The organism is Pseudomonas sp. 3HC3 (genome assembly GCF_044904505.1).
GTDB classification, from domain to species: domain Bacteria; phylum Pseudomonadota; class Gammaproteobacteria; order Pseudomonadales; family Pseudomonadaceae; genus Aquipseudomonas; species Aquipseudomonas putida_Y.
This window is the reverse complement of the sequence record NZ_JADDRH010000004.1, coordinates 206763-230430: the sequence shown is the minus strand read 5'-3', so window position 1 is coordinate 230430 and position 23668 is coordinate 206763. Positions and strand designations below refer to the sequence as shown.

Here is a 23668-nt window from a genome sequence, read left to right as displayed (position 1 = left end):
GGAGACGACTCCAATGAGCCTTAACATTTTCTGGTTTCTTCCAACCCACGGCGACGGCAAGTACCTGGGCACTTCCGAAGGCGCACGTGCGGTCGACCACGGTTACCTGCAGCAGATCGCGCAGGCCGCCGACCGCCTTGGTTTTGGTGGGGTGCTGATCCCGACCGGGCGCTCGTGCGAGGACTCCTGGCTGGTGGCCGCGTCGCTGATCCCCGTGACCCAGCGCCTGAAGTTCCTGGTAGCCCTGCGCCCGGGCATCATTTCGCCGACCGTGGCAGCACGCCAGGCGGCCACCCTCGACCGCTTGTCCAATGGCCGTGCGCTATTCAACCTGGTGACCGGTGGTGACCCGGACGAGCTGGCGGGTGACGGCCTGCACCTGAACCACCAGGCGCGCTACGAAGCTTCGGTCGAGTTCACCCGTATCTGGCGCAAGGTGCTGGAAGGCGAAAACGTTGATTACGACGGTAAGCACATCCAGGTAAAGGGCGCCAAGCTGCTCTACCCGCCAATTCAGCAACCACGCCCACCGCTGTATTTCGGCGGCTCGTCCGAGGCCGCTCAGGACTTGGCGGCCGAACAGGTCGAGCTGTACCTGACCTGGGGCGAGCCTCCGGCAGCCGTTGCCGAGAAGATTGCTCAGGTGCGCGAAAAAGCAGCTGCTCAGGGGCGCGAAGTCCGCTTCGGTATTCGCCTGCACGTGATTGTGCGCGAAACCAACGAAGCGGCTTGGGCCGCTGCCGACCGCCTGATCTCGCACCTGGACGATGACACCATCTCTCGTGCCCAGGCTTCGCTGGCGCGCTTCGACTCGGTGGGCCAGCAGCGCATGGCTGCCCTGCACAGCGGCAAGCGCGACAACCTGGAAGTCAGCCCCAACCTGTGGGCTGGCGTTGGTTTGGTACGTGGCGGGGCTGGCACCGCACTGGTGGGTGATGGCCCGACGGTGGCGGCGCGGGTGAAGGAATATGCCGACTTGGGGATCGATACATTCATCTTCTCGGGTTATCCACACCTGGAAGAGTCGTATCGGGTGGCTGAACTGCTGTTCCCCCACCTCGATGTGCAACGCCCGGAGCAACCGAAATCCGGTGGCTACGTAAGCCCGTTTGGCGAGATGGTGGCCAACGACATCCTGCCCAAATCCGTGTCGCAGAGCTGAGGGCCGGGCCATGAGTCGTGCAACTTCCTCCAACCTGACCCAGCGCCTGGCGCCGTGGGCGCTGCCGGTGCTGCTGTTGGCAATATGGCAGCTGGCCGTGAGCGCTGGCTGGCTGTCGATGCGTATCCTGCCGGCGCCTAGCGCAGTGTTAAGCGCTGGCGTCGAGCTGGTGCGCAGCGGCGAAATCTGGACCCATCTGGCCATCAGCGGCTGGCGTGCAGGCCTGGGCTTTGTGATCGGCGGCAGCATCGGCCTGGTACTGGGTTTCATCACTGGCCTGTCGAACTGGGGCGAACGCCTGCTCGACAGCTCGGTACAGATGATCCGCAACGTGCCGCACCTCGCGCTGATCCCGCTGGTGATCCTGTGGTTCGGTATCGACGAGTCGGCAAAGATCTTCCTGGTCGCGCTGGGCACGCTGTTTCCGATCTATCTGAACACCTACCACGGCATTCGCAACGTTGACCCAGCGTTGGTGGAAATGGCGCGCAGCTATGGCTTGTCCGGCTTCGGCCTGTTCCGCCAGGTGATCCTGCCGGGGGCGCTGCCTTCGATCCTGGTGGGTGTGCGTTTTGCCCTGGGCTTCATGTGGCTGACGCTGATTGTTGCCGAAACCATTTCAGCCAACGCTGGCATCGGCTACCTGGCCATGAATGCTCGCGAATTTCTTCAGACCGACGTGGTCGTGCTGGCCATCGTCCTGTACGCCGTGCTCGGCAAGCTTGCCGACCTTGCGGCCCGAGGCCTGGAGCGTGCCTGGCTGCGCTGGCACCCGGCCTATCAAGTTGCCAGGAAGGAGGGCGCATGACCGTGTTCAAGGAACAGCCGCCACGCCTGCTGCGTGGCATCCCGCTGGCCTCCAAGGGCCTGCGCAAGGCCTTTGGCCAGCGCGACGTGTTGAAGGGCATCGACCTGCACATCCCGGCCGGCCAGTTCGTAGCTATTGTCGGCCGCAGCGGCTGCGGCAAGAGCACCTTGCTGCGGCTGCTGGCCGGGCTGGACCAGCCCACCGCTGGTCGGTTGCTGGCCGGTGCCGCGCCGCTGGAAGAGGCCCGTGAAGAAACCCGCCTGATGTTCCAGGACGCGCGGCTGCTGCCGTGGAAGAGGGTGATCGACAACGTTGGCCTTGGGCTGTCTGGCGACTGGCGCTCGCGTGCGCTGGAGGCCTTGGATGCGGTTGGCCTGGCCGACCGCGCCAACGAATGGCCGGCAGCGCTCTCGGGAGGCCAGAAGCAGCGCGTGGCTTTGGCCCGAGCCTTGATTCACCAGCCCCGTCTGCTGCTGCTGGACGAGCCACTGGGGGCGCTGGATGCATTGACCCGCATCGAGATGCAGCAACTGATCGAACGCCTGTGGCGTCAGCACGGCTTCACTGTGCTGCTGGTCACCCACGACGTCAGCGAGGCGGTTGCCGTGGCTGACCGGGTGATCCTGATTGAGGACGGCGAGGTCGGGCTCGACCTCACTGTTGACCTGGCACGGCCCCGGGCGCGTGGTTCGCACCGTCTGGCCGCGCTGGAAAGCGAAGTGCTCAACCGTGTTCTGTCCACCCCGGGCACTGCGCCCGAGCCGGACCCTGTAGCCCCTCTGCCCACGCAACTGCGTTGGGCGCACTGAATCCCGGAAGCCAAAAGGAAGCAAACCATGACTATCAAAGCCATCAACGTTCGCAACCAGTTCAAAGGTACTGTGAAAGAAATCCTAGAAGGCCCGGTACTGTCGGAAATCGACGTGCAGACTGCCTCGGGTATCGTGACTTCGGTCATCACCACCCGCTCGGTAAAAGAGCTGGAGCTACAGGTTGGCAGCGAAGTGATTGCCTTCGTAAAGTCGACTGAAGTGTCTATTGCCAAGCTGTGATGCTGCTGCTCGATAATGGGGCTGCTTTGCAGCCTTCGCGGGCACGCCCGCTCCCACAGGTACTTCGCAAGCTCCAGGGTGTGCGCGGTCTCTGTGGGAGCGGGCGTGCCCGCGAAGGGCCGCCAAGCGGCCCCAGATTTCTCAGCTGGAACGCTTGGCCAGATACGGCGGCAGATACAACCCCAGATACGCCTCGAATACACGCTTGCCTTCCTCGGCCATGCGCGGGGTGATCGCCTCGTGCAACTGCACCGACCGTGCATACACCCGGTCGCTCAATTCCATGCCCAGGGCAAACACATCCACATCCAGTGGCATCACCGGCAGGTGAAAATGCTGGTCGAACAACTTGTACATCAAGTCGCCCAGTTCCATGTCGTGCTGCCGGTCGGCCTGCACCACCTCGCTCAGGCCATGCTGCGCCAGGATCAACTGCCGCGCTGCCGCATCCTCGTTATAGATATCAAGCATGCGTTCTTCGATCAGCCGTGACAGCTCGTGCCAGGTGCTGAACGCGCTGCTGTCGATCGGTGCGCTCAGGGCTTCGCGAAACGCCCGGTGTACATCCGCAGTAAGCGCCTCCAGCAAGGCCGGCACGCTGGCGAAGAAGTGATACACCGACGACGGTGGAATCTGCGCCCGCTCGGCCACGCTGTAGATAGAAAGTGCCGCCACCCCTTGCTCGGCCAACAGCTCACGCGCAGCCGCCAGGATCGCCTCAATTCTGGCCTGGCTGCTGGCGCGCGGTTTGCGCGGGGTAGTGGTGCGGTTCATCAGCTGCTGATTGCCAGGATGCTGGCCTGGTAGGCGCCAACGAACAGGTCGAAGTCACCGACTTCTTCCTGTTCCAGCTCAGACTGCCTGGCGAGCGACTCGCGGGCCAACGTCTCGAATGCCTGCTGTTTTTCGTTGCTCAGTGGTTGCTCGCGGAAAGTCTCGGCGTGCACACGGCTCTGGCGCAGCGAGAACTGGACGAAGCTCTCGTCATGCTCGGTCATGCGTGCCAGCACCTGGGCAGACGGGGTCAGTGAGGTGTCGTCGACCTTGGCCTGCTGGGCATCCAGGGCCTTGGCGTGCTCATCAGAGCCTTGCGCCTGATCGAGCAGGTTGGCCAACTCGCGGATACGCTCGATCAGCTCGCTGGCCCAGTCCTTCAGGCTGATCGGCTGGCCATTGCGGTGCAACTCCAGGCCAGGACGACGACCTTCCTTGACCACGGTCAGGAAGTTGCTGGTGCACTGGCCGCACTCGCCGTTGTCCAGTTGCGGGCTGTCTTCCAGCGCGCAGAACAGCAGGAATGCGTCGAGGAAGCGCGCCTCGGTCAGGTCGATACCTACCGGCAGGAACGGGTTGATGTCCAGGCAACGCACTTCCACATACTGCACACCGCGTGAAGTCAGGGCCTGGATCGGCCGTTCGCCGGAGTAGGTGACCCGCTTGGGGCGAATGTTCGAGTAGTACTCGTTTTCGATCTGCAGAATGTTGGTGTTCAGCTGAACCCACTCGCCATCCACATGCGTGCCGACTTCAACGTACGGCGGGTAGGGCGTGCCAACGGCCTTGCGCAGGCTGTCGGTGTAGCTGGCCAGGTTGTTGTAGCAGGGCGTAAGGCCGGCCTGGGCATTGCTCTGGTAGCCCAGGTCGCTCATGCGCAGGCTGGTGGCGTAGGGCAGGAACAGGGTTTCGGCATCCAGCTCTTCAAGCTGGTGCGGGCGGCCACGCAGGAAGCCTTTGTCCAGTGCCGGCGAGGCGCCGAACAGGTACATCAGCAGCCAGCTGTAGCGGCGGAAGTTACGAATCAGCGCGATGTAAGCCGACGACTGGTAGTCGCGGTCATTTTCCGTACTGCCTTCGTCTTCGTGCAGCAATGGCCAAAGCGCTTCGGGCAGCGAGAAGTTGTAATGGATACCGGCAATACACTGCATGGTGCGGCCGTAACGCAGGGCCAGGCCCTTGCGGTAGACGTGTTTGAGCTTGCCAATATTCGAGCTGCCGTACTCGGCGATCGGGATGTCCTCCTCGGCCGGCAGCGTGCATGGCATCGACGGGCTCCACAGGTATTCGTCGCCCAGCTTGCTGTAGACGAAACGGTGGGTCTCTTCGAGGCTTTCGAGCACCTTGGCCGGGTCGGCCAGCGCTGGGGTGATGAACTCCAGCAGCGACTCGGAATAATCGGTGGTGATCTGCTCGTTGGTCAGCGCCGATCCCAGTGCTTCCGGATGCGGGGTCTGGGCCAGGCGACCTTCGTCGGTCACGCGCAGGCATTCGCGCTCAATACCGTGCAGGCACTGCTTGAGCAGGGGGAGATTGGCGCCGAGCAGGCTCAGGCGGCGGTTGAGGAGGTCGCTCAAGATGTATTCCTTCACGCGTCAGTCGCCCCAATATGGGGGTAGAGATAACGGTCTACAAGGGTAGGAAGAAAGGAACTGGCGTTGTCGCCTGGTTTACGCGGTTCCAGCAGTGCCAGCGCACTGCTGAAAATACCGCAGATACGGCTTGGTGAGCTAGAGAACCGCGAAGGTTCCTTGCGCTTTGGCCACCAGCTTGTCGCCCTGAACTACGTCGGCGTCGACCACCAGGGTGCGCCGCCCTGCGTGCAGCACCCGGGCGGTACACAGCACTTCGCCGTCGCTGACGGCACGCATGTAGTTGATCTTGCACTCGATGGTGACGCTTTGCTGGTCAAAGCCATGGCTGGCCGAGCAGGCCAGGCCCATGGCGATATCCACCAGGCTGAAGATTGCCCCGCCGTGCAGCTTCTGGCCACGGTTGCGCAACTGTGGCTCGAGCGCCAGGGCTACCTCGGCAACACCGGTGTCCAGGTGTTGCAGGCGGCAGCCCAGCAGCTGGCTGAAGGCGCTTTCGACGTACTCACGTGGTACGTCCATTACTTCTTCTTCAACTGCTTTGCGTTGGCGAACAGGGCGGCCATGGCGTTGTTGGCCGGAGCGGCAGTGGTGGTTTCGCGCTGACGCGGTGCCTGCTGCTGGCGATTGCCGCCATTGCCACGGTTGCCGCCGCGGTTGCCTTCGACCTTCTCGCCCGGGGTGTCGCTCATGCGCATGGACAGGCCGACGCGTTTGCGCGGGATGTCCACTTCCATGACCTTCACCTTGACCACATCGCCGGCCTTGACCGCTTCACGCGGGTCTTTGACGAACTTCTCCGACAGCGCCGAGATGTGCACCAGGCCGTCCTGGTGCACGCCGATGTCGACGAAGGCACCGAAGTTGGTAACGTTGGTCACCACGCCTTCGAGGATCATGCCCGGTTCCAGGTCCTTGAGGTCTTCGACGCCGTCCTGGAAGGTGGCGGTCTTGAACTCCGGACGTGGGTCGCGGCCGGGCTTGTCCAGCTCTTGCAGGATGTCGGTGACGGTTGGCAGGCCGAAGGTTTCGTCGGTGAATTTTTTCGGGTCCAAGCGCTTGAGGAAGCTGCTGTCACCAATCAGCGAACGGATGTCGCGGTCGGTATCGGCAGCAATGCGCTGCACCAGCGGGTAGGCCTCAGGGTGCACCGCAGAGGCGTCCAGCGGGTTGTCGCCGTTCATCACACGCAGGAAGCCGGCGGCCTGCTCGAAAGTTTTCTCACCCAGGCGGCTGACCTTTTTCAACGCTGCCCGGGTGGCAAACGGACCATTGGCATCGCGGTGGGCGACGATGTTCTGTGCCAGGGTGGCATTGAGGCCGGAGATGCGCGTCAGCAGTGCCACCGAAGCGGTGTTCACGTCCACGCCCACGGCGTTCACACAGTCCTCGACCACAGCGTCCAGGCCACGTGCCAGCTTCAGCTGGGAGACGTCGTGCTGGTACTGGCCGACACCGATGGATTTCGGATCGATTTTCACCAGCTCGGCCAGCGGATCCTGCAGGCGACGGGCGATCGACACGGCGCCGCGGATCGACACGTCCAGGTCCGGGAACTCGCGGGCGGCCAGTTCCGATGCCGAGTACACCGAAGCACCGGCTTCGGAGACCATGATCTTGGTGATTTTCAAGGCTGGATATTTCTTGACCAGCTCGGCCACCAGCTTGTCGCTTTCGCGGCTGGCGGTGCCGTTGCCGATGGCGATCAGTTCCACCGAGTGTTTGGCGCACAGTGCGGCCATGATGGAAATGGTGCGGTCCCAGTCGTTCTTCGGCGCGTGCGGGTAGACCGTGGTGTGGTCCAGCAACTTGCCGGTTGCGTCGACCACGGCGATCTTGCAGCCGGTGCGCAGGCCCGGGTCGAAGCCCAGGGTGGCGCGCGGGCCGGCCGGTGCGGCCAGCAACAGATCGTGCAGGTTGTGGGCGAACACGTTGATCGCCTCGCCTTCGGCATTGTCGCGCAGCTCGCCGAACAGGTCGGTTTCCAGGTGGGTGTACAGCTTGACCTTCCAGGTCCAGCGCACCACTTCACCCAGCCACTTGTCGGCCGGTCGGCTGCGGTTTTCGATGCCGACGTGGTTGCCGATCATCAGCTCGCACGGGTGCAGGGTGCCGGGCAGTTCTTCGCCTACCTTCAGCGAGACGCTCAACACGCCTTCGTTGCGCCCGCGGAAGATCGCCAGGGCACGGTGCGACGGTGCAGTACGCAGCAGCTCGTCATGAGCGAAATAGTCGCGGAACTTGGCACCTTCTTCTTCCTTGCCGGCCACGACGCGGGCGCTGAGCACGGCTTCCTGCTTGAGGTAGCTGCGCAGCTTGTCGAGCAGGGCGGCGTCTTCGGCAAAACGCTCCATCAGGATGTATTTGGCGCCTTCCAGCGCGGCCTTGACGTCGGCCACGCCCTTTTCGGCGTTGACGAAGCGTGCGGCTTCGCTTTCCGGGGCCAGGGTCGGGTCGTTGAACAGGCCATCGGCCAGTTCGCCAAGGCCGGCTTCCAGGGCGATCTGGCCCTTGGTGCGGCGCTTCTGCTTGTAGGGCAGGTACAGGTCTTCGAGGCGGGTCTTGGTGTCGGCCAGCTTGATCTCGCGGGCCAGTTCCGGGGTCAGCTTGCCCTGTTCCTCGATACTGGAAAGGATGCTGGCGCGGCGCTCGTCGAGTTCGCGCAGGTAGCGCAGACGCTCTTCCAGGTGGCGCAACTGAGTGTCGTCAAGGCTACCGGTCACTTCCTTGCGGTAGCGGGCGATGAAGGGCACGGTCGAGCCTTCGTCCAACAGGCTCACGGCCGCCTCGACCTGCTGCGGGCGTACGCCCAGTTCCTCGGCGATACGGCTGTTGATGCTGTCCATGTAAACCACCTGACATTTGTGAATACGGGGGTCGCCTGTGGGCCTTTTGCCCGGCGGCGCTGGATGAAAGCCGCGCATTATACCCATCGCAAACGGCTTGCGGTGATGGCGCCCGGCCAGCCGGAACTGGCGCCGGGGGAAAAATCTGCTAACAATGCTCACGCAACGTGCAGCAATGGCTACGCCATAATGCGCGGCGATATCAGAGGAGTTATTCATGACCGGCACGCCAAACACCGCTGAAGGTGACAAGATTCTCATCGTCGACGACGATCCGGGGCTGAGCAGCCTGCTGGAACGTTTCTTCACCAGCAAGGGCTACCGTGCCCGTGCAGTGCCCAACACCGAGCAGATGGACCGCCTGCTGCAGCGCGAGGTGTTCAACCTGGTGGTGCTCGACCTGATGTTGCCAGGTGAGGACGGCCTGTCCGCGTGCAAGCGCCTGCGCCAGCAGAACAACCAGATCCCGATCATCATGCTGACCGCCAAGGGCGACGAGCTCAGCCGCATCAAGGGCCTGGAGCTGGGCGCCGACGACTACCTGGGCAAACCGTTCAACCCGGACGAACTGATGGCCCGGGTCAAGGCTGTGCTGCGCCGCCAGGCGCCTAGCGTGCCGGGAGCGCCGGGCAGCGAAGACGAGTCGGTCACCTTCGGCGACTATGAGCTGTCGCTGGCCACCCGCGAGCTCAAGCGTGGCGACGAAGTGCACATGCTTACCACTGGTGAGTTCGCTGTGCTCAAGGCCCTGGTGATGCACGCCCGCGAGCCGTTGACCCGCGACAAGCTGATGAACCTGGCGCGCGGCCGCGAATGGGATGCGCTGGAGCGTTCCATCGACGTGCAGATCTCACGCCTGCGTCGCATGATCGAGCCGGACCCGTCCAAGCCGCGTTACATCCAGACTGTCTGGGGCGTCGGCTACGTGTTCGTACCGGACGGAAACGCCGGAAAATGATGCCTGGACGTCGATGAAAACACCGCTCTGGTTTCCGCAAAGTTTCTTCGCCCGCACCCTGTGGCTGGTGTTGATCGTCGTTCTGTTCTCCAAGGCGCTGACCCTGGTCTACCTGCTGATGAACGAGGACGTGCTGGTCGACCGTCAGTACAGCCATGGTGTAGCGCTGACCTTGCGCGCCTATTGGGCCGCCGACGAAGAAAACCGCGACAAGATCGCCGAGGCGGCAGGCCTTATCCGGGTGACCGGCTCGGGTGTGCCCGAAGGCGAGCAGCATTGGCCTTACAGTGAAATCTACCAACGGCAGATGCAGGCCGAGTTGGGTGAAGACACCGAGGTGCGGTTGCGCATTCATGCGCCTCCGGCGTTGTGGGTCAATGCGCCAAGCCTTGGCCCAGGTTGGCTGAAGGTGCCGCTGTACCCGCACCCATTGCGTGGGCAGAAGATCTGGAACGTGCTGGGCTGGTTCCTGGCCATTGGTTTGTTGTCTACCGCCTCGGCGTGGATTTTTGTGCGCCAGTTGAACCAGCCGCTCAAGCGCCTGGTGTTCGCCGCCCGCCAGCTTGGCCAGGGGCGCAGTGTGCGCCTGCCGATCAGCGATACCCCCAGCGAGATGACCGAGGTGTACAAGGCGTTCAACCAGATGGCCGAAGATGTCGAGCAGGCCGGGCGTGAGCGCGAGCTGATGCTGGCCGGGGTTTCCCACGACTTGCGCACACCACTGACGCGGCTGCGCCTGTCGCTGTCGTTGCTGAACAGCGACAACGAGCTGAGCGATGACATGGTTCGCGATATCGAGGACATGGACGCGATCCTCGACCAGTTCCTGGCCTTCATCCGCGATGGCCGTGACGAGCCGGTGGAGGAGGTCGACCTTGCTGATCTGGTGCGTGAGGTGGTGGCTCCGTACAACCAGCCGGAAGAGCGCGTGCGCCTGTGCCTGGAGCCGATTCCACCGTTTCCGCTGCGCCGGGTTTCGCTCAAGCGCATGCTGGGCAACCTGATCGGCAACGCCCTGCACCATGCTGGCAAGGGGGTCGAGGTGGCTGCCTATGTGTCGGGGGATGAGAGTGCGCCGTATGTGGTGCTCAGCGTGCTGGACCGCGGCACCGGTATCGACGAGTCGGAGCTGGAAACCATCTTCAACCCGTTCATTCGCGGTGATCGTGCGCGGGGTGGCAAGGGCACCGGGTTGGGGCTGGCGATCGTCAAGCGGATTGCTGCGCAACATGGCGGGAATGTGGAGTTGCGTAACAGGTCTGGCGGCGGGATCGAGGCGCGGGTCAGGTTGCCGCTGGGGCTGCTGCTGCCGCGTAATGCTGTGTGAGGCTCACCGGGCCTCTTCGCGGCTAAAGCCCTACAGGGTTGTGCAGTACCTGTGGGGGCTTTAGCCGTGAAGACACCGCTGCAGGCTAAATCAGCCTTTGCCCTTGGTCCGGGTCTGATTGGGCCCGCCATTCTTCTCCAGGTGCTCGATGATCATCCCGGCCACGTTCTTGCCGGTGGTGACTTCAATGCCCTCCAGCCCCGGTGACGAGTTTACCTCCATCACCAACGGCCCGTGGTTGGAGCGCAGGATGTCCACGCCCGCCACGCTCAACCCCATCACCTTGGCCGCCCGAATTGCGGTGATGCGCTCTTCAGGTGTGATTTTTATCAGGCTGGCGACGCCACCCCGGTGCAGGTTGGAGCGGAACTCGCCCGGCTTGGCCTGACGCTTCATCGAGGCAATTACCTTATCGCCTACCACGAAGCATCGAATATCTGCGCCACCGGCTTCCTTGATGTACTCCTGAACCATGATGTCCTGCTTGAGGCCCATGAACGCTTCGATCACCGACTCGGCCGCCTGGGGAGTTTCGCACAGCACCACGCCGATGCCCTGGGTGCCTTCCAGTACCTTGATCACCAGCGGGGCACCGTTGACCATCTGGATCAGGTCGGGGATATCGTCCGGCGAGTGGGCGAAACCGGTGATCGGCAGGCCGATGCCGCGCCGCGACAACAGTTGCAACGAGCGCAGCTTGTCGCGCGAGCGGGCAATGGCGACCGACTCGTTGAGCGGGTATACGCCCATCATTTCGAACTGGCGTAGCACCGCGCAGCCATAGAAGGTAACCGAAGCACCTATGCGCGGGATCACTGCATCGAAGCCTTCCAGTGGCTTGCCGCGGTAGTGGATCTGCGGCTTGTGGCTGGCAATGTTCATGTAGGCCCGCAGGGTATCGATCACCACCATTTCGTGGCCACGCTGGGTACCGGCTTCGACCAGGCGGCGGGTGGAATACAGACGCGGATTGCGCGACAGCACAGCGATCTTCATGCAGCACCTGTGACAGGGGAAAGGGTGGCCGGGAAGGCCGGTTTGTCTTGTACGTATTTCAGGCCGGGGTTGACCACCAGCTGGCCATGTATCAGGGCCTTGGAGCCAAGCAACAGGCGGTAGCGCATGCTCTTGCGGCAGGCCAGGGTGAACTCCACCTCCCACACACCATCACCCAGCGCCAATGACGTGCGGATGACGTAGCGAGTCTGGGCGTGGCCGTTGGAGCTCTTGATGGTCTTCATGGTCACCAGCGGTGCTTCGCAGCGGCGGTGACGCAACTGCACCACCGAACCCAGGTGCGCAGTGAAGCGAACCCAGGGCTGGCCGTCGCGCTCGAAGGGTTCCACCTCGGTGGCATGCAGGCTCGACGTGCTGGCACCGGTGTCGATCTTGGCGCGCAGCCCGGCCACGCCGAGGTCAGGCAAGGCGACCCACTCGCGCAGGCCGATCACAGTCAAATGGTCAAATGTCTTCACGAAGCGCACCCTGCGAATGAGGTGGTGAACTTTAAGCACGGCGGCGACTTTTTGCATCCGTATGTGAAGGTAGTACAGTTCGATGAAAGACAGAATCCGAGGTAACGGGATGGCACAAAAAGCCGAAGACGACGACAAGGTTCGCCTGGACAAATGGCTATGGGCGGCGCGCTTCTACAAGACCCGAGCGTTGGCCAAGGCGGCGATCGAGAGTGGCAAGGTGCATTGCCGGGGCGAGCGTTGCAAGCCGGGCAAGGAGCCGCGGGTGGGCGACGAGTTCGTACTGCGTACCGGGTTCGATGAGCGCACCGTGGTGGTGAAGGCGCTGTCGATGGTGCGTCGTGGTGCCCCGGAGGCGCAGACGTTGTACGAGGAAACCAAAGAAAGTGTGCGTCGCCGTGAACAGGCCGCTGAGATGCGTAAGGCCGGGGCCATGGGCGTGACCACCGATGGCCGGCCGACCAAGAAGCAGCGGCGGCAGATCCACCAGCTGCATGGAAGTTACGATTGAATGGGGCTGCCATGCAGCCCCAGGCATCTAACGGAACACCGCCATTCGCCCGACCAGCGGTAACGTGGACAGCAGCTTGAACAACGGCGCTGTCCAGCGCATCAACGCCTCGCTGCCTTTGGCCGCCAGCGGCGTGTAGTAGCTCCAGCCCAGCGCCAGCACCGCCATCAGCAAGCCGCCAATGTAGTCGTCCTGCCCCCAGTGAGCACCGGCTACCAGGCGTGGCAGCATGAACAGCAGCGCCAACCCCCAGACAACCAGGTACTGCAAAAGGCCGCGGCTGAACACGCTCATGAACAGCGCCCAGACCAACAGCACCGAGGCGTGATCACCCGGGAAACTCTTGCTGGAACGGTCCTTGAGTTCCCAGGCAGCCTCCAGATTCGGGTAATAGTCACTCAGGTGCACGACGTCGTCGAAGATCATCGATGGGCTCTTGTGTTGCCACCCGGCTGCATCCACCCACTTGGAAAACAGCGCGCGAATCACCACTAAGAGGAGTAGCGTGACCAGAAAGCCGAAAAATGCCTGGCGAACCTGAGCGGCCTTGAACACCCAGTCACCACGGATGAGCACTGCCAGCAGGATCAGACCGACGACGATATCGAACGGGCGCAGGCTGCCAAGTGCCCAGATATTACGCCAGGCAGTATTGTCTGCCAGTGGTGCGTTCAGGCTGCGGAACAGCCACTCGTCGAAAGTCAGGCACAGGATCTGGCCAATGGGCCATAACCAGAAACACAGTAGAGCGATGGGAAGCAGCGTACAGGCTGCCAGTGGCCCCCAGGACCACCTTGCTTGGAACAGTGGTCGATTGTCCATAAAATACCTCTATTGCAAACAGAAATCGGAGCGCCGAGTGAGCGCTCTGTCATGGGCTCTCGCAGGTTCGCGACAACCCTTGTAACCATTTTGTCATCATTTTCAGATAGCCAAAACCTATGAGCGAATTGCCTGATACCGATTTCACCCAACGTTTCATCTTCGACGAGCGCGATGTGCGCGGCGAGTGGGTGTCTCTCGATGACAGCTACGCCGCAGTGTTGGCGCGTCATGAGTACCCCCAGCCGGTCAAGGTGCTGCTCGGTGAGTTGATGGCCGCCACCGCCTTGCTGGTGGGGGCGATGAAGTTCGATGGCCTGCTGATTCTGCAGGCGCGTTCGGCTGGGCCGATTCCGCTGCTGATGGTGGAATGTTCCAGCGACCGCGAAATCCGCGGCATGGCCCGCTACGAAGCGGACCAGATTCCGGCGGGTGCCACCCTGTCGCAGCTGATGCCCGACGGCCACCTGACCCTGACCATCGACCCGGTCAAGGGCCAGCGCTACCAGGGGACCGTCGACCTCGATGGCGCCAACCTGTCGGAATGTTTCACCAACTACTTCGTTCAGTCGCAGCAGCTCAATACCCGTTTCTGGCTCAATGCAGAAGGCGGCAAGGCCCGTGGGCTATTGCTGCAGCAACTGCCGCGAGATCGCCAGCCGGATGATGAAGAGCGCGAAGACAGCTGGCAGCACGTAGTGGCCCTGGCCAAGACGCTCAAGCCGGAAGAGTGGACAGAGGGCAACGAAACCCTGCTGCACCGCCTGTACCACGAAGATGCCGTGCGCCTGTTCGATATTCAGCCACTGCGCTTCAATTGCAGCTGTTCGCGGGAACGCTCCGGCAATGCGTTGGTCAGTCTGGGCGAACACGACGCCAAGGCGCTGGTGGAAGAGTGTGGCGGGACGGTGGAGATCGATTGCCAGTTCTGCAACGAGCGCTACTTCTTCGATGCCAGCGATGTGGCGCAACTGTTTGCGGGTGGCGGTACTGACGTGGCCTCAGAAACTCGTCACTGAAACGTTAAAGCTCAGGATAATCTCCTGTCGAATTGCGCAAAAGCGCAGTTCTGACAGGAGGGGCCTACTTTTTTTGGGCGTTTCTGGCATAATCCGGCCACTTTTTTCGCTGTAGTAGTTTTTTCAAGACAACTACAAAACGTTTGGAGCACTCGGCCTCGGGCCGGATGGGGTATCTCATGACGCAAGCCAACAACACCGTGTACACCGACCTGAGCGTCGATGAGCTGGTAAAAGAAGCGCTGCAACGCGGTGAAGGCGTACTAGCCGATACTGGCGCACTGGTCGTGGAGACTGGTCACCGTACCGGCCGTTCGCCGGCTGACCGTTTCATCGTCGAAGAACCTTCCACCCAGGACGCCATTTCCTGGGGCCCGATCAACCGCAAGTTCCCGGCTGACAAATTCGATGCCCTGTGGGCTCGCGTCGAGGCGTTCAACAACGCCCAGGATCACTTCGTTTCCTATGTTCACGTAGGGGCTGCAGCCGAGCACTACCTGCCGGTGAAGATGACCACCCAGACTGCCTGGCAGAACCTGTTCGGTCGTTGCCTGTTCATCAACCCGGAGCAGTTCAACCCGGCTGGCCGCGACCAGTGGCAGGTCCTCAACGTTGCCAACTTCGTGTGCGAACCTGAGCGTGACGGCACCAACTCCGACGGTTGCGTGATCATCAACTTCGCCCAGAAGAAAGTGCTGATCGCTGGCATGCGCTACGCCGGTGAAATGAAGAAAGCCATGTTCTCGGTGCAAAACTTCCTGCTGCCGGCTGCCGACGTACTGCCTATGCACTGCGCGGCCAACATTGGCGAAGAAGGCGATGTGACCTTGTTCTTCGGCCTGTCCGGCACTGGCAAGACCACCCTTTCGGCAGACGAAAGCCGTTACCTGATCGGTGATGACGAGCACGGTTGGGGCGAAGGCGTTGTCTTCAACATGGAAGGCGGCTGCTACGCCAAGTGCATCGACCTGTCCGAGAAGAACGAGCCGGTCATCTGGAAAGCCATCAAGCACGGCGCAGTACTTGAAAACGTCGTTCTCGACGCCAACAAGCACGCCGATTACACCGATGTCAGCCTGACCCAGAACAGCCGTGCGGCCTACCCGCTGGAGCACGTTGCCAAGCGTTCGGAAGCGAACCTGGGCGGCGAGCCTAACGCAGTGATCTTCCTCACCTGCGACCTGACAGGTGTTCTGCCTCCGGTTTCGATCCTGAACAACGAGCAGGCGGCCTACCACTTCCTGTCCGGCTACACCGCGCTGGTCGGTTCCACTGAAATGGGCTCGGGCGGCGGCATCAAGTCGACCTTCTCCACCTGCTTCGGCGCACCGTTCTTCCCGCGCCCGGCTGGTGAGTATGCCGAGTTGCTGATCAAGCGTATCAACGGCTTCAACTCCAAGGTTTACCTGGTCAACACCGGCTGGACTGGTGGTGGCTACGGCGTTGGCAAGCGCTTCAGCATCCCCACCACCCGTGCCGTGATCGCTGCAATCCAGAGCGGCGCACTGGTTGGTGCCGAAACCGAGCACCTGGACATCATCAACCTGGACGTGCCGAAGGCCGTTCCTGGCGTTGAAACCGAACTGCTCAACCCGCGCACCAACTGGGCTGACAAAGCGGCCTACGACGAGGCTGCCAAAGGTCTGGCCAAGCTGTTCATCGAAAACTTCAAGAAGTTCGAAGTTTCCGACGCCATCAAAGCCGCTGGCCCGCAGCTGTAAGCTGAGCTTAGCCGCAACGAGAAAGCCGCCCCGAGGGGCGGCTTTTTTGTGGGAGCGGGTTTACCCGCGAAAGGGCTGGACCTGCTGGCCAATTTCCAACCGTGGTTCACCGTCGCAGCCGCCATCATATTCGCGGGTAAACCCGCTCCTACACACTGATCGGTGGTGGGCGCACATCGGGGGCGCAGGCCGTTGGAGGAGCGGGCTTGCCCGCGAAGGGGCCCGCTTAGGCAGCGAAAAGCTGGTTTTTCTGTTTCACTGTCAGCATCCATTGCGAAGACAAGAGTCAGCCAGATGACCGAAGCCCCTCAGCGCACTGCCTTCTCCCACTTCCACCCGATCCTCACCCGCCCCCAGGACAACGACCTGAACGGCCACATCGCCGGTGCAACGGTGCACGGCTTCTTCGAAACCGCGATCCAGGCATTTCTCGTCGAGCAGGCCGAACTGGACCTGCGACACGGTGAACTGGCCGCCTTCGTGGTCAGTTCGGCTGCGGATTTCTACGCGCTGCCGGGCTTCCCGGATTTGTTGGAGGTAGGGCTGGGAGTGACACGTCTGGTGGGCAGCACGGTAGAGTACCGGCTGGCGCTGTACCGTCCGGGCGAGCCGGACGCGTGCGCGGCAGGTACGGTGGTGCAGGTGTTCATCGAGCGCGCCAGCGGCCGGCCTGTGGCGTTGCCAGAGGCGCTGCAGGTGATCCTGTCCGGCCTTGTGCTGGAGCGACAGGCATAAAAAACCCCGCTGGCAGGGACGGGGTTTTGTTGCCGGGGCAGGGCCCTCAGGCGTTAGTCACGCCAGTGGCGCTTGTGCTTGCGGTGGCCGTAGTGGCGACCACGGTCCCAGTGACGACGGCCGTCGTAGTCGCGACGGTAGCGGCGATTCTCGTGGCGCTCGTCTTCGTCGGCCTTGTTGCCCATGTAGTTACCCAGTGCACCACCGGCACCACCGCCAGCTGCTGCGCCAATGTAGCTACCGGTGGTGCCACCCACCGAGCGACCCACCACGTTACCGCCGGCAGCACCCAGCGCGCCGCCGATAGCGGCTTCACCGCGCTGGCGCTTGTCGGCGCCCAATGCGCCGCCTGCCGCACCGCCCAGACCGGCACCAATGGCGCCACCGGTGCTGCCACCGATGGAGTTGCCCACCACTGAGCCCAGTACCCCACCCAATGCGCCGCCAATGCCGGCCTCGGTGGTGCCGCCTGCCATGGCAACGCCGCTTAGCAAGCTGAAAGACAACAACAGAATCGAGGAGTACTTCTTCATCGAGAGAGCCTCATAGGGATGACGAGGCGAATTTGAGGCTAAGAGGCGTGGCTGGCAACGGAAATCCGACGAGTAACACGAGTTGTACACAATTCTCTAACTAGCTGTATTTACTATGAAACTTTATCGTTTTCAGGCTGTCTGAGACCCTTATGACAAAGCCCTGAACCGCCACGGAACAGGGCTTTTTCATTTCTACAGGATACGCCCGTCGTCCTGCGCGCGCTCCAGCTTTATGGCAATGAACTTCGATGTTGGCGTATGGCTACCAACGCCAATGCTCTCCAGTGGCACCAGCGGGTTCACCTCCGGGTAATACGCCGCCGCCTGCCCGGCAGGGATGTCGAAGGCCAGAAGGGTAAAGCCTTGCACCCGGCGCACATGTTCATCCCCCCACAGCGAAACGATGTCGACCTTCTGCCCCGGCTGGAAGCCCAGGCGGATGATGTCGGCCTCGTTGGCGAACAGCACCTCGCGCTGGCCGCGCACGCCGCGGTAGCGGTCGTCCAGGCCATAGATAGTGGTGTTGTACTGATCGTGCGAGCGCATCGACTGCATGATCAGGTCTGGCAACTGGCCGCTGGCGCGTACGCGTTCGTCAAGCAGCGTGTCGGGCAGCAGGTTGGCCTTGAAGTTGGCGCGGCCGGTGCTGGTTTCCCATTCACGGCTGGCCGCGCTGTTGCCCAGATAGAAGCCCCCCGGGTGACGCAGGCGCTGGTTAAAGTCGCTGAAACCGGCAATGGTATCGCCGATCAGGTCGCGGATACGGTCGTAGTCGGCCACCAGCCAGTGCCAGTCCACCGGTTGTTTGCCCAGCGTGGCGGCGGCAATGCCGGCGATCACCGCAGGCTCCGAGCGCATTTGTGTCGACAACGGCTTGAGTTGGCCGTTGGAGGCGTGGACCATGCTGAACGAGTCTTCCACCGTGACGGCCTGCGGCCCGTCGGCCTGCAGGTCGATGTCGGTGCGGCCCAGGCACGGCAGGATCAGTGCCTGCTTGCCATGGACCAGGTGGCTACGGTTGAGCTTGGTGCTGATGTGCACGGTCAGCTCGCAGTTGCGCAGCGCCTGGGCGGTACGCTCAGTGTCGGGTGTGGCCTGGGCGAAGTTGCCGCCCAGACCGATGAAAACCTTGGCCCGGCCATCGAGCATCGCGTGAATGGCTTCGACGGTGTTATGGCCATTGCGCCGTGGCACGGGGAAACCAAAGCGCTTTTCGATGGCATCCAGCAGCGCCTCTGGCGGGCGCTCGTTGATGCCCATGGTGCGGTCGCCCTGCACGTTGCTGTGGCCACGCACCGGGCACAGGCCGGCCCCGGGCGCGCCGATGTTGCCGCGCAGCATCTGCAGGTTGACGATTTCCTGAATGGTCGGCACCGAATGACGGTGTTGGGTGATGCCCATCGCCCAGCACATGATCACCCGCTTGCCCCGGCAGTACATGCGCGCAGCCAGTTCGATATCGGCCAGCGTCAGGCCGGACTGTGCCTGGATGTGCGACCAGGGTGTGGCGTCCACTGCGGCCAGGTATTCGTCGACACCGTGGCCATGTTCGGCGATGAAGGCGTGATCGAATACGGCCGGCTCGCCGTTGGCCTGGGCTTCGCGTTCCCATTGCAGGACGAACTTGGCCATGCCACGCAGCATCGCCATGTCCCCACCCAGGGCCGGGCGGAAGAAGGCGGTGTTGGTCGGGCGGTCACTGTTGGTCAGCATTTCCAGTGGGTTCTGGGGGTGCTGGAAGCGCTCCAGACCACGCTCCTTGAGCGGGTTGATGCACACCACCTGGGCGCCACGTTTTACCGCATCGCGCAATGGGTCGAGCATGCGTGGGTGGTTGGTGCCGGGGTTCTGGCCCCAGACAAAAATGGAGTCGGCGTGCTCGAAGTCGTCGAAGGTGACAGTACCCTTGCCAACCCCGACGCTTTGCCCCAATGCCACGCCGCTGGCCTCATGGCACATGTTCGAGCAGTCAGGGAAGTTGTTGGTGCCGTAGGCTCGCACGAACAGCTGGTACAGGTACGCCGCTTCGTTGCTGGCTCGCCCCGAGGTATAGAACTCGGCCTGGTCAGGGTTGGCCAGCTTGTTCAACTCGCGGGCGATCAGGGCGAAGGCGGCGTCCCAGCTGATCGGCAGGTAACGGTCGCTTGGTGCGTCGTAGACCATCGGTTCGGTCAGACGCCCTTGGTACTCCAGCCAGTAGTCGCTCTGCTGCAGCAGCGAGGTGACACTGTAACGGGCGAAGAAAGCCGCATCGACACGGCGCTTGGTAGCTTCCCAGTTCACCGCCTTGGCGCCGTTCTCGCAGAACTTGACCATGCCGCTTTCCGGCGAATCGCCCCAGGCGCAGCCGGGGCAGTCGAAACCGCCGTTCTGGTTGGTCTTGAGCAGAGCGCGAATGTTCTTCAGCGCATTATCGCTGCCGACCCAGGCCTTGGCCACGCTACGCAGTGCGCCCCAACCGCCGGCGGGGCCGTGGTAGGGCTTGTAGCGAGGGGGGGAGGCTGGGGCGTTGTCCGGAAGAGGTTGGTACGAGGTCACGACTGTTACGACTCCGCCGCTGGGCTGTAGACCCGCGGTGCGCTGTGCTTGGGCAAGTGGATAAGGTTGAGGTTGTGTTTGCGCGCCCATTGCAGGGCAAGGCCGGTGGGCGCTGACAGGCTGACCAGGGTCTGGATGCCGGCACGCAGCACCTTCTGGATCAGCTCCAGGCTGCAGCGACTGGTGACAATCGCCAGGCCGCCCTGGCTGTCGATGCGCTGTCGCAGCAGGGCGCCGATCAGTTTGTCGAGGGCGTTATGCCGGCCGATGTCTTCGCGGCCAAGCAGCAGTTTGCCTTGGCGGTCCATGAACAGTGCTGCATGCACGGCGCCGCAATGCTGGCCCAGTGGCTGGAAGGCGTCGATGCGCTCGCGCAGGCCGACCAGCCACTGGGCCGGGGGCAGGGGCGCACCCGGCAACACGGCCAGATCTGGCAGCGCCTGCTCCAGGGCTTCGACCCCGCACAGGCCGCAACCACTGGTGCCGGCCAGTTGGCGACGCTGGTTTTTCAGGTTCCAGAACGCCCGGCTGGAAATTTCCAGGTCGGCGTACATTGCCGCGCCGCTGCCGGAAAGCTTGAGGTCGTAGATTTCTGCGGTGCCTTCGACAATGCCGCTGCCGACACTGAAACCGACGGCGAAGTCTTCCAGATCGGTAGGGCTGACCAGCATCACCGCCTGGTTGAGGCCGTTATAGACAATGGCCAGGGCCACTTCCTCGGCCAGCGGGGTGCTGTCGCGTTTGGCATCGCTGAGCTGGACGTAATCGTAGGTGTTGCTGGCGGCTGGCATGGACAAAGGCGATGAGGCCGCGCAGACCGGAGGCTTGCTGTTCATCGGGGCTGAATACCGGCGGCTTTCTGATAGCACAAGCCTAGGCGTGCGGGCCGGCGGCGTCTAATCGCTAGGGTCTATGCCTTGATAGACCGCGTCGATTGGTCGCACAGGGCGAGAGTGGTAAAGCTGGCCTAGACTCCTGTGTCCGAGGTTTCGTCAACAAGGAGAGCGCAATGAGCCTGTTCAGTTTCGTGAAGGAAGCCGGCGAGAAGTTGATCGACCTGCTGACCCCTGGCAACTCCAATGCCGAAGAGCAGCTTAAGAAACACGTGGAAGCTGTCGGCCTGGGCAACCCGAACATTAGCGCCACTGTAGAAGGAGACAAGATCATCCTCAAGGGTGAAGTGGCCAGCCAGGAAGAGAAGGAGAAGATCATTCTGGCGGCGGGCAACATCAGTGGCGTGGCCAGTGTCGAGGACCAGATCACCGTGACCGGGCCGATAGTCCAGGCGGCAAGGTTCGTTACTGTGAAATCGGGCGACACACTTTCAGCCATTGCCATGGTCGTGTATGGCAATGCCGGCCAGTACAACAAGATTTTCGAGGCTAACAAGCCGATGCTCAAGCACCCGGACAAGATCTATCCGGGGCAGGTGCTGCGTATTCCTGACTGATCGCTAAAGTCTGTACAGGCCTCTTCGCGGGCGCGCCCGCTCCCACAGCTACAGCGCCAGCAGTGAATGTGGGAGCGGGCCTGCCCGCGAATGGGGCCTCACAGGCCTTCCAGTAACGCCCGGTAATCCTCGACCGCTGCAAACTCTTCGGTATCTCGTGGTTGTGCCTGGCTATCGGGCTGGCGCACCGCCAGCAAGTGCCCCACACCAAAGCGCCGTGCACTGCGCAGAATCGCCAGCGTGTCGTCGATGAACAGGCTGCGCTCCGGCTCGAAGCCGATATCCGCCTGCAAGGCATCCCAGAACTGCGGGCTTTCCTTCGGGTAGCCATAGTCGTGCGAGCTGATCAGCCGCTCGAAGTACGGTGCCAGCTCCACCCGTTCCAGCTTCAGCGACAGCGAGTCTCGGTGGGCATTGGTGATCATCACGACACGCTTGCCGGCCTGGCGAATCGCCGCCAGAAAGGTATCGGCATCCGGGCGCAGGGCAATCAGGTCGGCAATTTCCCGCTTCAGTTCGCGAATGGGCAGGCGCAACTCGCGGCTCCAGAAGTCCAGGCAGTACCAGTTCAATGTGCCGGCATTGCGTTCGAACAGCGGTTGCAGCTCCATTTCCGCCATGGCCCGGCTTACACCGTGCAGCTCGGCATAGCGCTGAGGCAGGTGGTCCAGCCAGAAGCGGTTGTCGTAATGCAGGTCGAGCAGGGTGCCATCCATGTCCAGCAGGACGGTATCGATGGCAGACCAGGGAAGAACAGGCATGGGAAACTCTCGATCAGTCGGCAAGCCACGGTATAGTAACCCGTTCACGCCAAGGAGCCGCCCCATGCGCCAGAAACCCACCGTACTCAGCCGCGAAATTGTCGCCAGCAGCCGCTTGTTCCGCGTCGAAGCCGTACAGTTGCGCTTCAGCAATGGCGCCGAGCGCACCTATGAGCGTCTGGTGGGCCGGGGTAACGGCTACGGCGCGGTGATGATCGTGGCCATGCTCGATGCCGAGCACGCTGTGCTGGTGGAGGAATACTGCGGTGGCACTGATGAATACGAGCTGTCTTTGCCCAAGGGCCTGATCGAGCCGGGCGAAGACGTGCTGGCGGCAGCTGACCGGGAGCTCAAGGAAGAAGCCGGTTTTGGCGCACGCCAGCTGGAGCACCTGACGGAACTGTCGCTGTCGCCGGGCTACATGAGCCAGAAGATTCAGGTGGTGCTGGCCAGCGACCTGTACGAAGAGCGCCTGGAAGGCGATGAGCCCGAGCCGATGCGGGTCGACAAGGTCAACCTGCGTGAGTTGTCGGCCTTGGCCATGCATCCGCAGTTCACCGAGGGTCGCGCCTTGGCGGCGCTGTACCTGGCCCGTGACCTGCTGATTCAGCGGGGGCTGCTGGAGCTATGACCGACCTGAAACTGATGCAAGAAGTGGTCAAGCTGGCGCTGACGGCAGGCGAAGCGATCCTGCCATTCTGGCGCGCCGATGTAGCAGTGACCAACAAGGCCGACGACTCGCCGGTTACCGCCGCCGACCTGGCAGCGCACCGGGTAATTGCCGATGGCCTGCTGGCGCTGGCGCCGCAGATTCCGGTGCTGTCTGAAGAGGACTGCAATATTCCGCTGGCCGAGCGCCAACGCTGGAGCCGCTGGTGGCTGGTCGACCCGCTGGATGGCACCAAGGAGTTCATTGCTGGCAGTGAAGAATTCACGGTCAACATCGCCCTGGTCGAGAACGGCGAAGTGGTGTTTGGCGTGGTGTCGATGCCGACCAATGGGCGCTGCTACTTCGGTGGGCGCGGCCTGGGAGCCTGGCGTGCTGATGCCGGCGAGGCCGCCCAACCGATCCAGGTACGCATCGCACCACCGGAGGGCGAGCGTTTTACCGTAGTTGCCAGCCGTCGGCACTCCAGCGCGGAACAGGAAGCGCTGTTGTCCGGGCTTGGGGCTGCGGTGGGAGAGCTGGAGCTAGCCAATATCGGCAGCTCGTTGAAGTTCTGCCTGTTGGCCGAGGGCAGCGCCGATTGTTATCCGCGCCTGGCGCCGACTTCGCAGTGGGATACTGCAGCGGCGCAAGGCGTGGTGGAAGGGGCCTGCGGCGAGGTGATCGGGCTGGATGGCTTGCCATTCCGGTATCCGCCGCGCGAGTCGTTGCTTAACCCGTATTTCCTGGCCTTGCCCGCCAATGCTGCATGGCGCCAGGCCTTCCTGAGCCTGATCTGACGGAGTCTCACCCTACCCTGGGGGAGCGGGCGAGCCCGCGAAGCAGGCACCGCGGTGAATGGCACCGGCTTCGCCGGTGTTCGCGGGCCTGCCCGCTCCCACAGGTTTTGCGCCAGCCTTTGGGTTTTGTGCAGC

The 23668-nt window shown here is 62.6% G+C and carries 24 protein-coding genes; 13 read left to right on the top strand and 11 right to left on the bottom strand.

The genetic code is table 11. The features are described from left to right. Nucleotides 1–13 precede the first annotated feature (13 nt). From ssuD to INQ47_RS10010, 4 genes are read left to right on the top strand one after another with little or no spacing between them, the layout of a single operon-like run. Nucleotides 14–1162: an FMNH2-dependent alkanesulfonate monooxygenase gene (ssuD, locus tag INQ47_RS10025; protein ID WP_404701607.1), complete on the top strand. Its 1149-nt coding sequence runs from the start codon at nucleotides 14–16 to the stop codon at nucleotides 1160–1162. Between the two features lie 10 nt (nucleotides 1163–1172). Next, on the top strand, nucleotides 1173–1970 hold the full coding sequence (gene ssuC / locus INQ47_RS10020; RefSeq protein WP_404701606.1) for an aliphatic sulfonate ABC transporter permease SsuC: 798 nt from the start codon (nucleotides 1173–1175) through the stop codon (nucleotides 1968–1970). Beyond that, on the top strand, nucleotides 1967–2779 hold the full coding sequence (ssuB, locus tag INQ47_RS10015; protein ID WP_404701605.1) for an aliphatic sulfonates ABC transporter ATP-binding protein: 813 nt from the start codon (nucleotides 1967–1969) through the stop codon (nucleotides 2777–2779). Before ssuC ends, ssuB begins: the two co-directional genes overlap by 4 nt. Nucleotides 2780–2806: 27 nt before the next feature. Beyond that, nucleotides 2807–3022 (top strand): molybdopterin-binding protein, encoded by a 216-nt coding sequence (locus INQ47_RS10010; protein ID WP_008095172.1) that lies wholly within the window; start codon nucleotides 2807–2809, stop codon nucleotides 3020–3022. Nucleotides 3023–3163: 141 nt separating this feature from the next. Here the strand turns inward: INQ47_RS10010 and INQ47_RS10005 are convergent, their stop codons facing one another. The 4 genes from INQ47_RS10005 to INQ47_RS09990 form a co-directional block, all read right to left on the bottom strand. After that, complete coding sequence (locus INQ47_RS10005) at nucleotides 3164–3796, bottom strand: TetR/AcrR family transcriptional regulator (RefSeq protein WP_176685255.1); 633 nt, start codon at nucleotides 3794–3796, stop codon at nucleotides 3164–3166. After that, nucleotides 3796–5388 carry a glutamate--cysteine ligase gene (gshA, locus tag INQ47_RS10000; protein ID WP_404701604.1) on the bottom strand — a complete coding sequence of 531 codons (1593 nt, stop codon included), beginning with the start codon at nucleotides 5386–5388 and terminating at the stop codon, nucleotides 3796–3798. The genes INQ47_RS10005 and gshA overlap by 1 nt, the downstream gene beginning before the upstream one ends. A gap of 138 nt (nucleotides 5389–5526) precedes the next feature. Continuing rightward, a complete protein-coding gene (locus tag INQ47_RS09995; protein ID WP_003255824.1) occupies nucleotides 5527–5910 on the bottom strand; it encodes a PaaI family thioesterase in 384 nt (127 codons plus the stop codon). Then, on the bottom strand, nucleotides 5910–8234 hold the full coding sequence (locus INQ47_RS09990; RefSeq protein ID WP_252461666.1) for a Tex family protein: 2325 nt from the start codon (nucleotides 8232–8234) through the stop codon (nucleotides 5910–5912). Before INQ47_RS09990 ends, INQ47_RS09995 begins: the two co-directional genes overlap by 1 nt. Nucleotides 8235–8451: 217 nt before the next feature. Between INQ47_RS09990 and ompR the strand changes: the two genes are divergently transcribed. Both ompR and INQ47_RS09980 read left to right on the top strand, forming a co-directional pair. Then, nucleotides 8452–9192, top strand: a complete 741-nt coding sequence (gene ompR / locus INQ47_RS09985; RefSeq protein WP_012270052.1) for a two-component system response regulator OmpR — start codon at nucleotides 8452–8454, stop codon at nucleotides 9190–9192. Nucleotides 9193–9205: 13 nt separating this feature from the next. After that, nucleotides 9206–10519, top strand: coding sequence for an ATP-binding protein (locus INQ47_RS09980; protein ID WP_103443304.1), 1314 nt, complete (start codon nucleotides 9206–9208; stop codon nucleotides 10517–10519). A gap of 90 nt (nucleotides 10520–10609) precedes the next feature. Here INQ47_RS09980 and rimK read toward each other — a convergent pair whose 3' ends face one another. Continuing rightward, nucleotides 10610–11515 carry a 30S ribosomal protein S6--L-glutamate ligase gene (gene rimK, locus INQ47_RS09975; RefSeq protein ID WP_021782598.1) on the bottom strand — a complete coding sequence of 302 codons (906 nt, stop codon included), beginning with the start codon at nucleotides 11513–11515 and terminating at the stop codon, nucleotides 10610–10612. Then, the gene (locus INQ47_RS09970) at nucleotides 11512–11994 is read right to left on the bottom strand and encodes an ATP-dependent zinc protease (RefSeq protein ID WP_028697326.1); all 483 of its coding nucleotides are present in this window, start codon (nucleotides 11992–11994) and stop codon (nucleotides 11512–11514) included. The genes rimK and INQ47_RS09970 overlap by 4 nt, the downstream gene beginning before the upstream one ends. A 109-nt stretch (nucleotides 11995–12103) precedes the next feature. Between INQ47_RS09970 and INQ47_RS09965 the strand changes: the two genes are divergently transcribed. Continuing rightward, on the top strand, nucleotides 12104–12505 hold the full coding sequence (locus INQ47_RS09965) for an RNA-binding S4 domain-containing protein (RefSeq protein ID WP_404701603.1): 402 nt from the start codon (nucleotides 12104–12106) through the stop codon (nucleotides 12503–12505). 27 nt (nucleotides 12506–12532) lie between these two features. Here the strand turns inward: INQ47_RS09965 and INQ47_RS09960 are convergent, their stop codons facing one another. Further along, the gene (locus INQ47_RS09960; RefSeq protein ID WP_176685250.1) at nucleotides 12533–13327 is read right to left on the bottom strand and encodes a phosphatase PAP2 family protein; all 795 of its coding nucleotides are present in this window, start codon (nucleotides 13325–13327) and stop codon (nucleotides 12533–12535) included. Nucleotides 13328–13446: 119 nt separating this feature from the next. On the opposite strand from INQ47_RS09960, the gene hslO reads away from it, so the two are divergent. From hslO to INQ47_RS09945, 3 genes are all read left to right on the top strand, one after another. Further along, nucleotides 13447–14346: an Hsp33 family molecular chaperone HslO gene (gene hslO, locus INQ47_RS09955; RefSeq protein ID WP_103443305.1), complete on the top strand. Its 900-nt coding sequence runs from the start codon at nucleotides 13447–13449 to the stop codon at nucleotides 14344–14346. Nucleotides 14347–14525: 179 nt separating this feature from the next. After that, complete coding sequence (locus INQ47_RS09950) at nucleotides 14526–16067, top strand: phosphoenolpyruvate carboxykinase (RefSeq protein WP_012270058.1); 1542 nt, start codon at nucleotides 14526–14528, stop codon at nucleotides 16065–16067. A gap of 294 nt (nucleotides 16068–16361) precedes the next feature. Continuing rightward, entirely contained in the window at nucleotides 16362–16802 is a 441-nt protein-coding gene (locus tag INQ47_RS09945) for an acyl-CoA thioesterase (protein WP_404701602.1), read from the top strand. A gap of 53 nt (nucleotides 16803–16855) precedes the next feature. Here the strand turns inward: INQ47_RS09945 and INQ47_RS09940 are convergent, their stop codons facing one another. The 3 genes from INQ47_RS09940 to fdhD all read right to left on the bottom strand — a co-directional run bounded on the left by INQ47_RS09940 (nucleotide 16856) and on the right by fdhD (nucleotide 20712). After that, entirely contained in the window at nucleotides 16856–17335 is a 480-nt protein-coding gene (locus tag INQ47_RS09940; protein WP_401100391.1) for a glycine zipper domain-containing protein, read from the bottom strand. Between the two features lie 195 nt (nucleotides 17336–17530). Next, complete coding sequence (locus INQ47_RS09935) at nucleotides 17531–19876, bottom strand: FdhF/YdeP family oxidoreductase (RefSeq protein ID WP_404701601.1); 2346 nt, start codon at nucleotides 19874–19876, stop codon at nucleotides 17531–17533. A 5-nt stretch (nucleotides 19877–19881) separates the two neighbouring features. Continuing rightward, nucleotides 19882–20712: a formate dehydrogenase accessory sulfurtransferase FdhD gene (gene fdhD, locus INQ47_RS09930; RefSeq protein WP_404701600.1), complete on the bottom strand. Its 831-nt coding sequence runs from the start codon at nucleotides 20710–20712 to the stop codon at nucleotides 19882–19884. Between the two features lie 173 nt (nucleotides 20713–20885). Between fdhD and lysM the strand changes: the two genes are divergently transcribed. Further along, the gene (lysM, locus tag INQ47_RS09925) at nucleotides 20886–21326 is read left to right on the top strand and encodes a peptidoglycan-binding protein LysM (protein WP_404701599.1); all 441 of its coding nucleotides are present in this window, start codon (nucleotides 20886–20888) and stop codon (nucleotides 21324–21326) included. 98 nt (nucleotides 21327–21424) lie between these two features. On the opposite strand, the gene yrfG is transcribed toward lysM, so the two are convergent. Next, a complete protein-coding gene (gene yrfG / locus INQ47_RS09920; RefSeq protein WP_021782608.1) occupies nucleotides 21425–22087 on the bottom strand; it encodes a GMP/IMP nucleotidase in 663 nt (220 codons plus the stop codon). 64 nt (nucleotides 22088–22151) lie between these two features. Between yrfG and nudE the strand changes: the two genes are divergently transcribed. Both nudE and cysQ read left to right on the top strand, forming a co-directional pair. Then, nucleotides 22152–22718, top strand: coding sequence for an ADP compounds hydrolase NudE (gene nudE / locus INQ47_RS09915; RefSeq protein WP_003255794.1), 567 nt, complete (start codon nucleotides 22152–22154; stop codon nucleotides 22716–22718). Beyond that, nucleotides 22715–23533, top strand: coding sequence for a 3'(2'),5'-bisphosphate nucleotidase CysQ (gene cysQ, locus INQ47_RS09910; RefSeq protein ID WP_252461661.1), 819 nt, complete (start codon nucleotides 22715–22717; stop codon nucleotides 23531–23533). Before nudE ends, cysQ begins: the two co-directional genes overlap by 4 nt. Nucleotides 23534–23668: the final 135 nt, after the last annotated feature.

Coding starts and splice junctions, on each gene's coding strand:
- ssuD (WP_404701607.1), top strand. CDS start 14: ATGAGCCTTAACATTTTCTGGTTTCTTCCAACCCACGGCGACGGCAAG.
- ssuC (WP_404701606.1), top strand. CDS start 1,173: ATGAGTCGTGCAACTTCCTCCAACCTGACCCAGCGCCTGGCGCCGTGG.
- ssuB (WP_404701605.1), top strand. CDS start 1,967: ATGACCGTGTTCAAGGAACAGCCGCCACGCCTGCTGCGTGGCATCCCG.
- INQ47_RS10010 (WP_008095172.1), top strand. CDS start 2,807: ATGACTATCAAAGCCATCAACGTTCGCAACCAGTTCAAAGGTACTGTG.
- INQ47_RS10005 (WP_176685255.1), bottom strand. CDS start 3,796: ATGAACCGCACCACTACCCCGCGCAAACCGCGCGCCAGCAGCCAGGCC.
- INQ47_RS09995 (WP_003255824.1), bottom strand. CDS start 5,910: ATGGACGTACCACGTGAGTACGTCGAAAGCGCCTTCAGCCAGCTGCTG.
- INQ47_RS09990 (WP_252461666.1), bottom strand. CDS start 8,234: ATGGACAGCATCAACAGCCGTATCGCCGAGGAACTGGGCGTACGCCCG.
- ompR (WP_012270052.1), top strand. CDS start 8,452: ATGACCGGCACGCCAAACACCGCTGAAGGTGACAAGATTCTCATCGTC.
- INQ47_RS09980 (WP_103443304.1), top strand. CDS start 9,206: ATGAAAACACCGCTCTGGTTTCCGCAAAGTTTCTTCGCCCGCACCCTG.
- rimK (WP_021782598.1), bottom strand. CDS start 11,515: ATGAAGATCGCTGTGCTGTCGCGCAATCCGCGTCTGTATTCCACCCGC.
- INQ47_RS09965 (WP_404701603.1), top strand. CDS start 12,104: ATGGCACAAAAAGCCGAAGACGACGACAAGGTTCGCCTGGACAAATGG.
- INQ47_RS09960 (WP_176685250.1), bottom strand. CDS start 13,327: ATGGACAATCGACCACTGTTCCAAGCAAGGTGGTCCTGGGGGCCACTG.
- hslO (WP_103443305.1), top strand. CDS start 13,447: ATGAGCGAATTGCCTGATACCGATTTCACCCAACGTTTCATCTTCGAC.
- INQ47_RS09950 (WP_012270058.1), top strand. CDS start 14,526: ATGACGCAAGCCAACAACACCGTGTACACCGACCTGAGCGTCGATGAG.
- INQ47_RS09945 (WP_404701602.1), top strand. CDS start 16,362: ATGACCGAAGCCCCTCAGCGCACTGCCTTCTCCCACTTCCACCCGATC.
- INQ47_RS09940 (WP_401100391.1), bottom strand. CDS start 17,335: ATGAAGAAGTACTCCTCGATTCTGTTGTTGTCTTTCAGCTTGCTAAGC.
- fdhD (WP_404701600.1), bottom strand. CDS start 20,712: ATGAACAGCAAGCCTCCGGTCTGCGCGGCCTCATCGCCTTTGTCCATG.
- lysM (WP_404701599.1), top strand. CDS start 20,886: ATGAGCCTGTTCAGTTTCGTGAAGGAAGCCGGCGAGAAGTTGATCGAC.
- yrfG (WP_021782608.1), bottom strand. CDS start 22,087: ATGCCTGTTCTTCCCTGGTCTGCCATCGATACCGTCCTGCTGGACATG.
- nudE (WP_003255794.1), top strand. CDS start 22,152: ATGCGCCAGAAACCCACCGTACTCAGCCGCGAAATTGTCGCCAGCAGC.
- cysQ (WP_252461661.1), top strand. CDS start 22,715: ATGACCGACCTGAAACTGATGCAAGAAGTGGTCAAGCTGGCGCTGACG.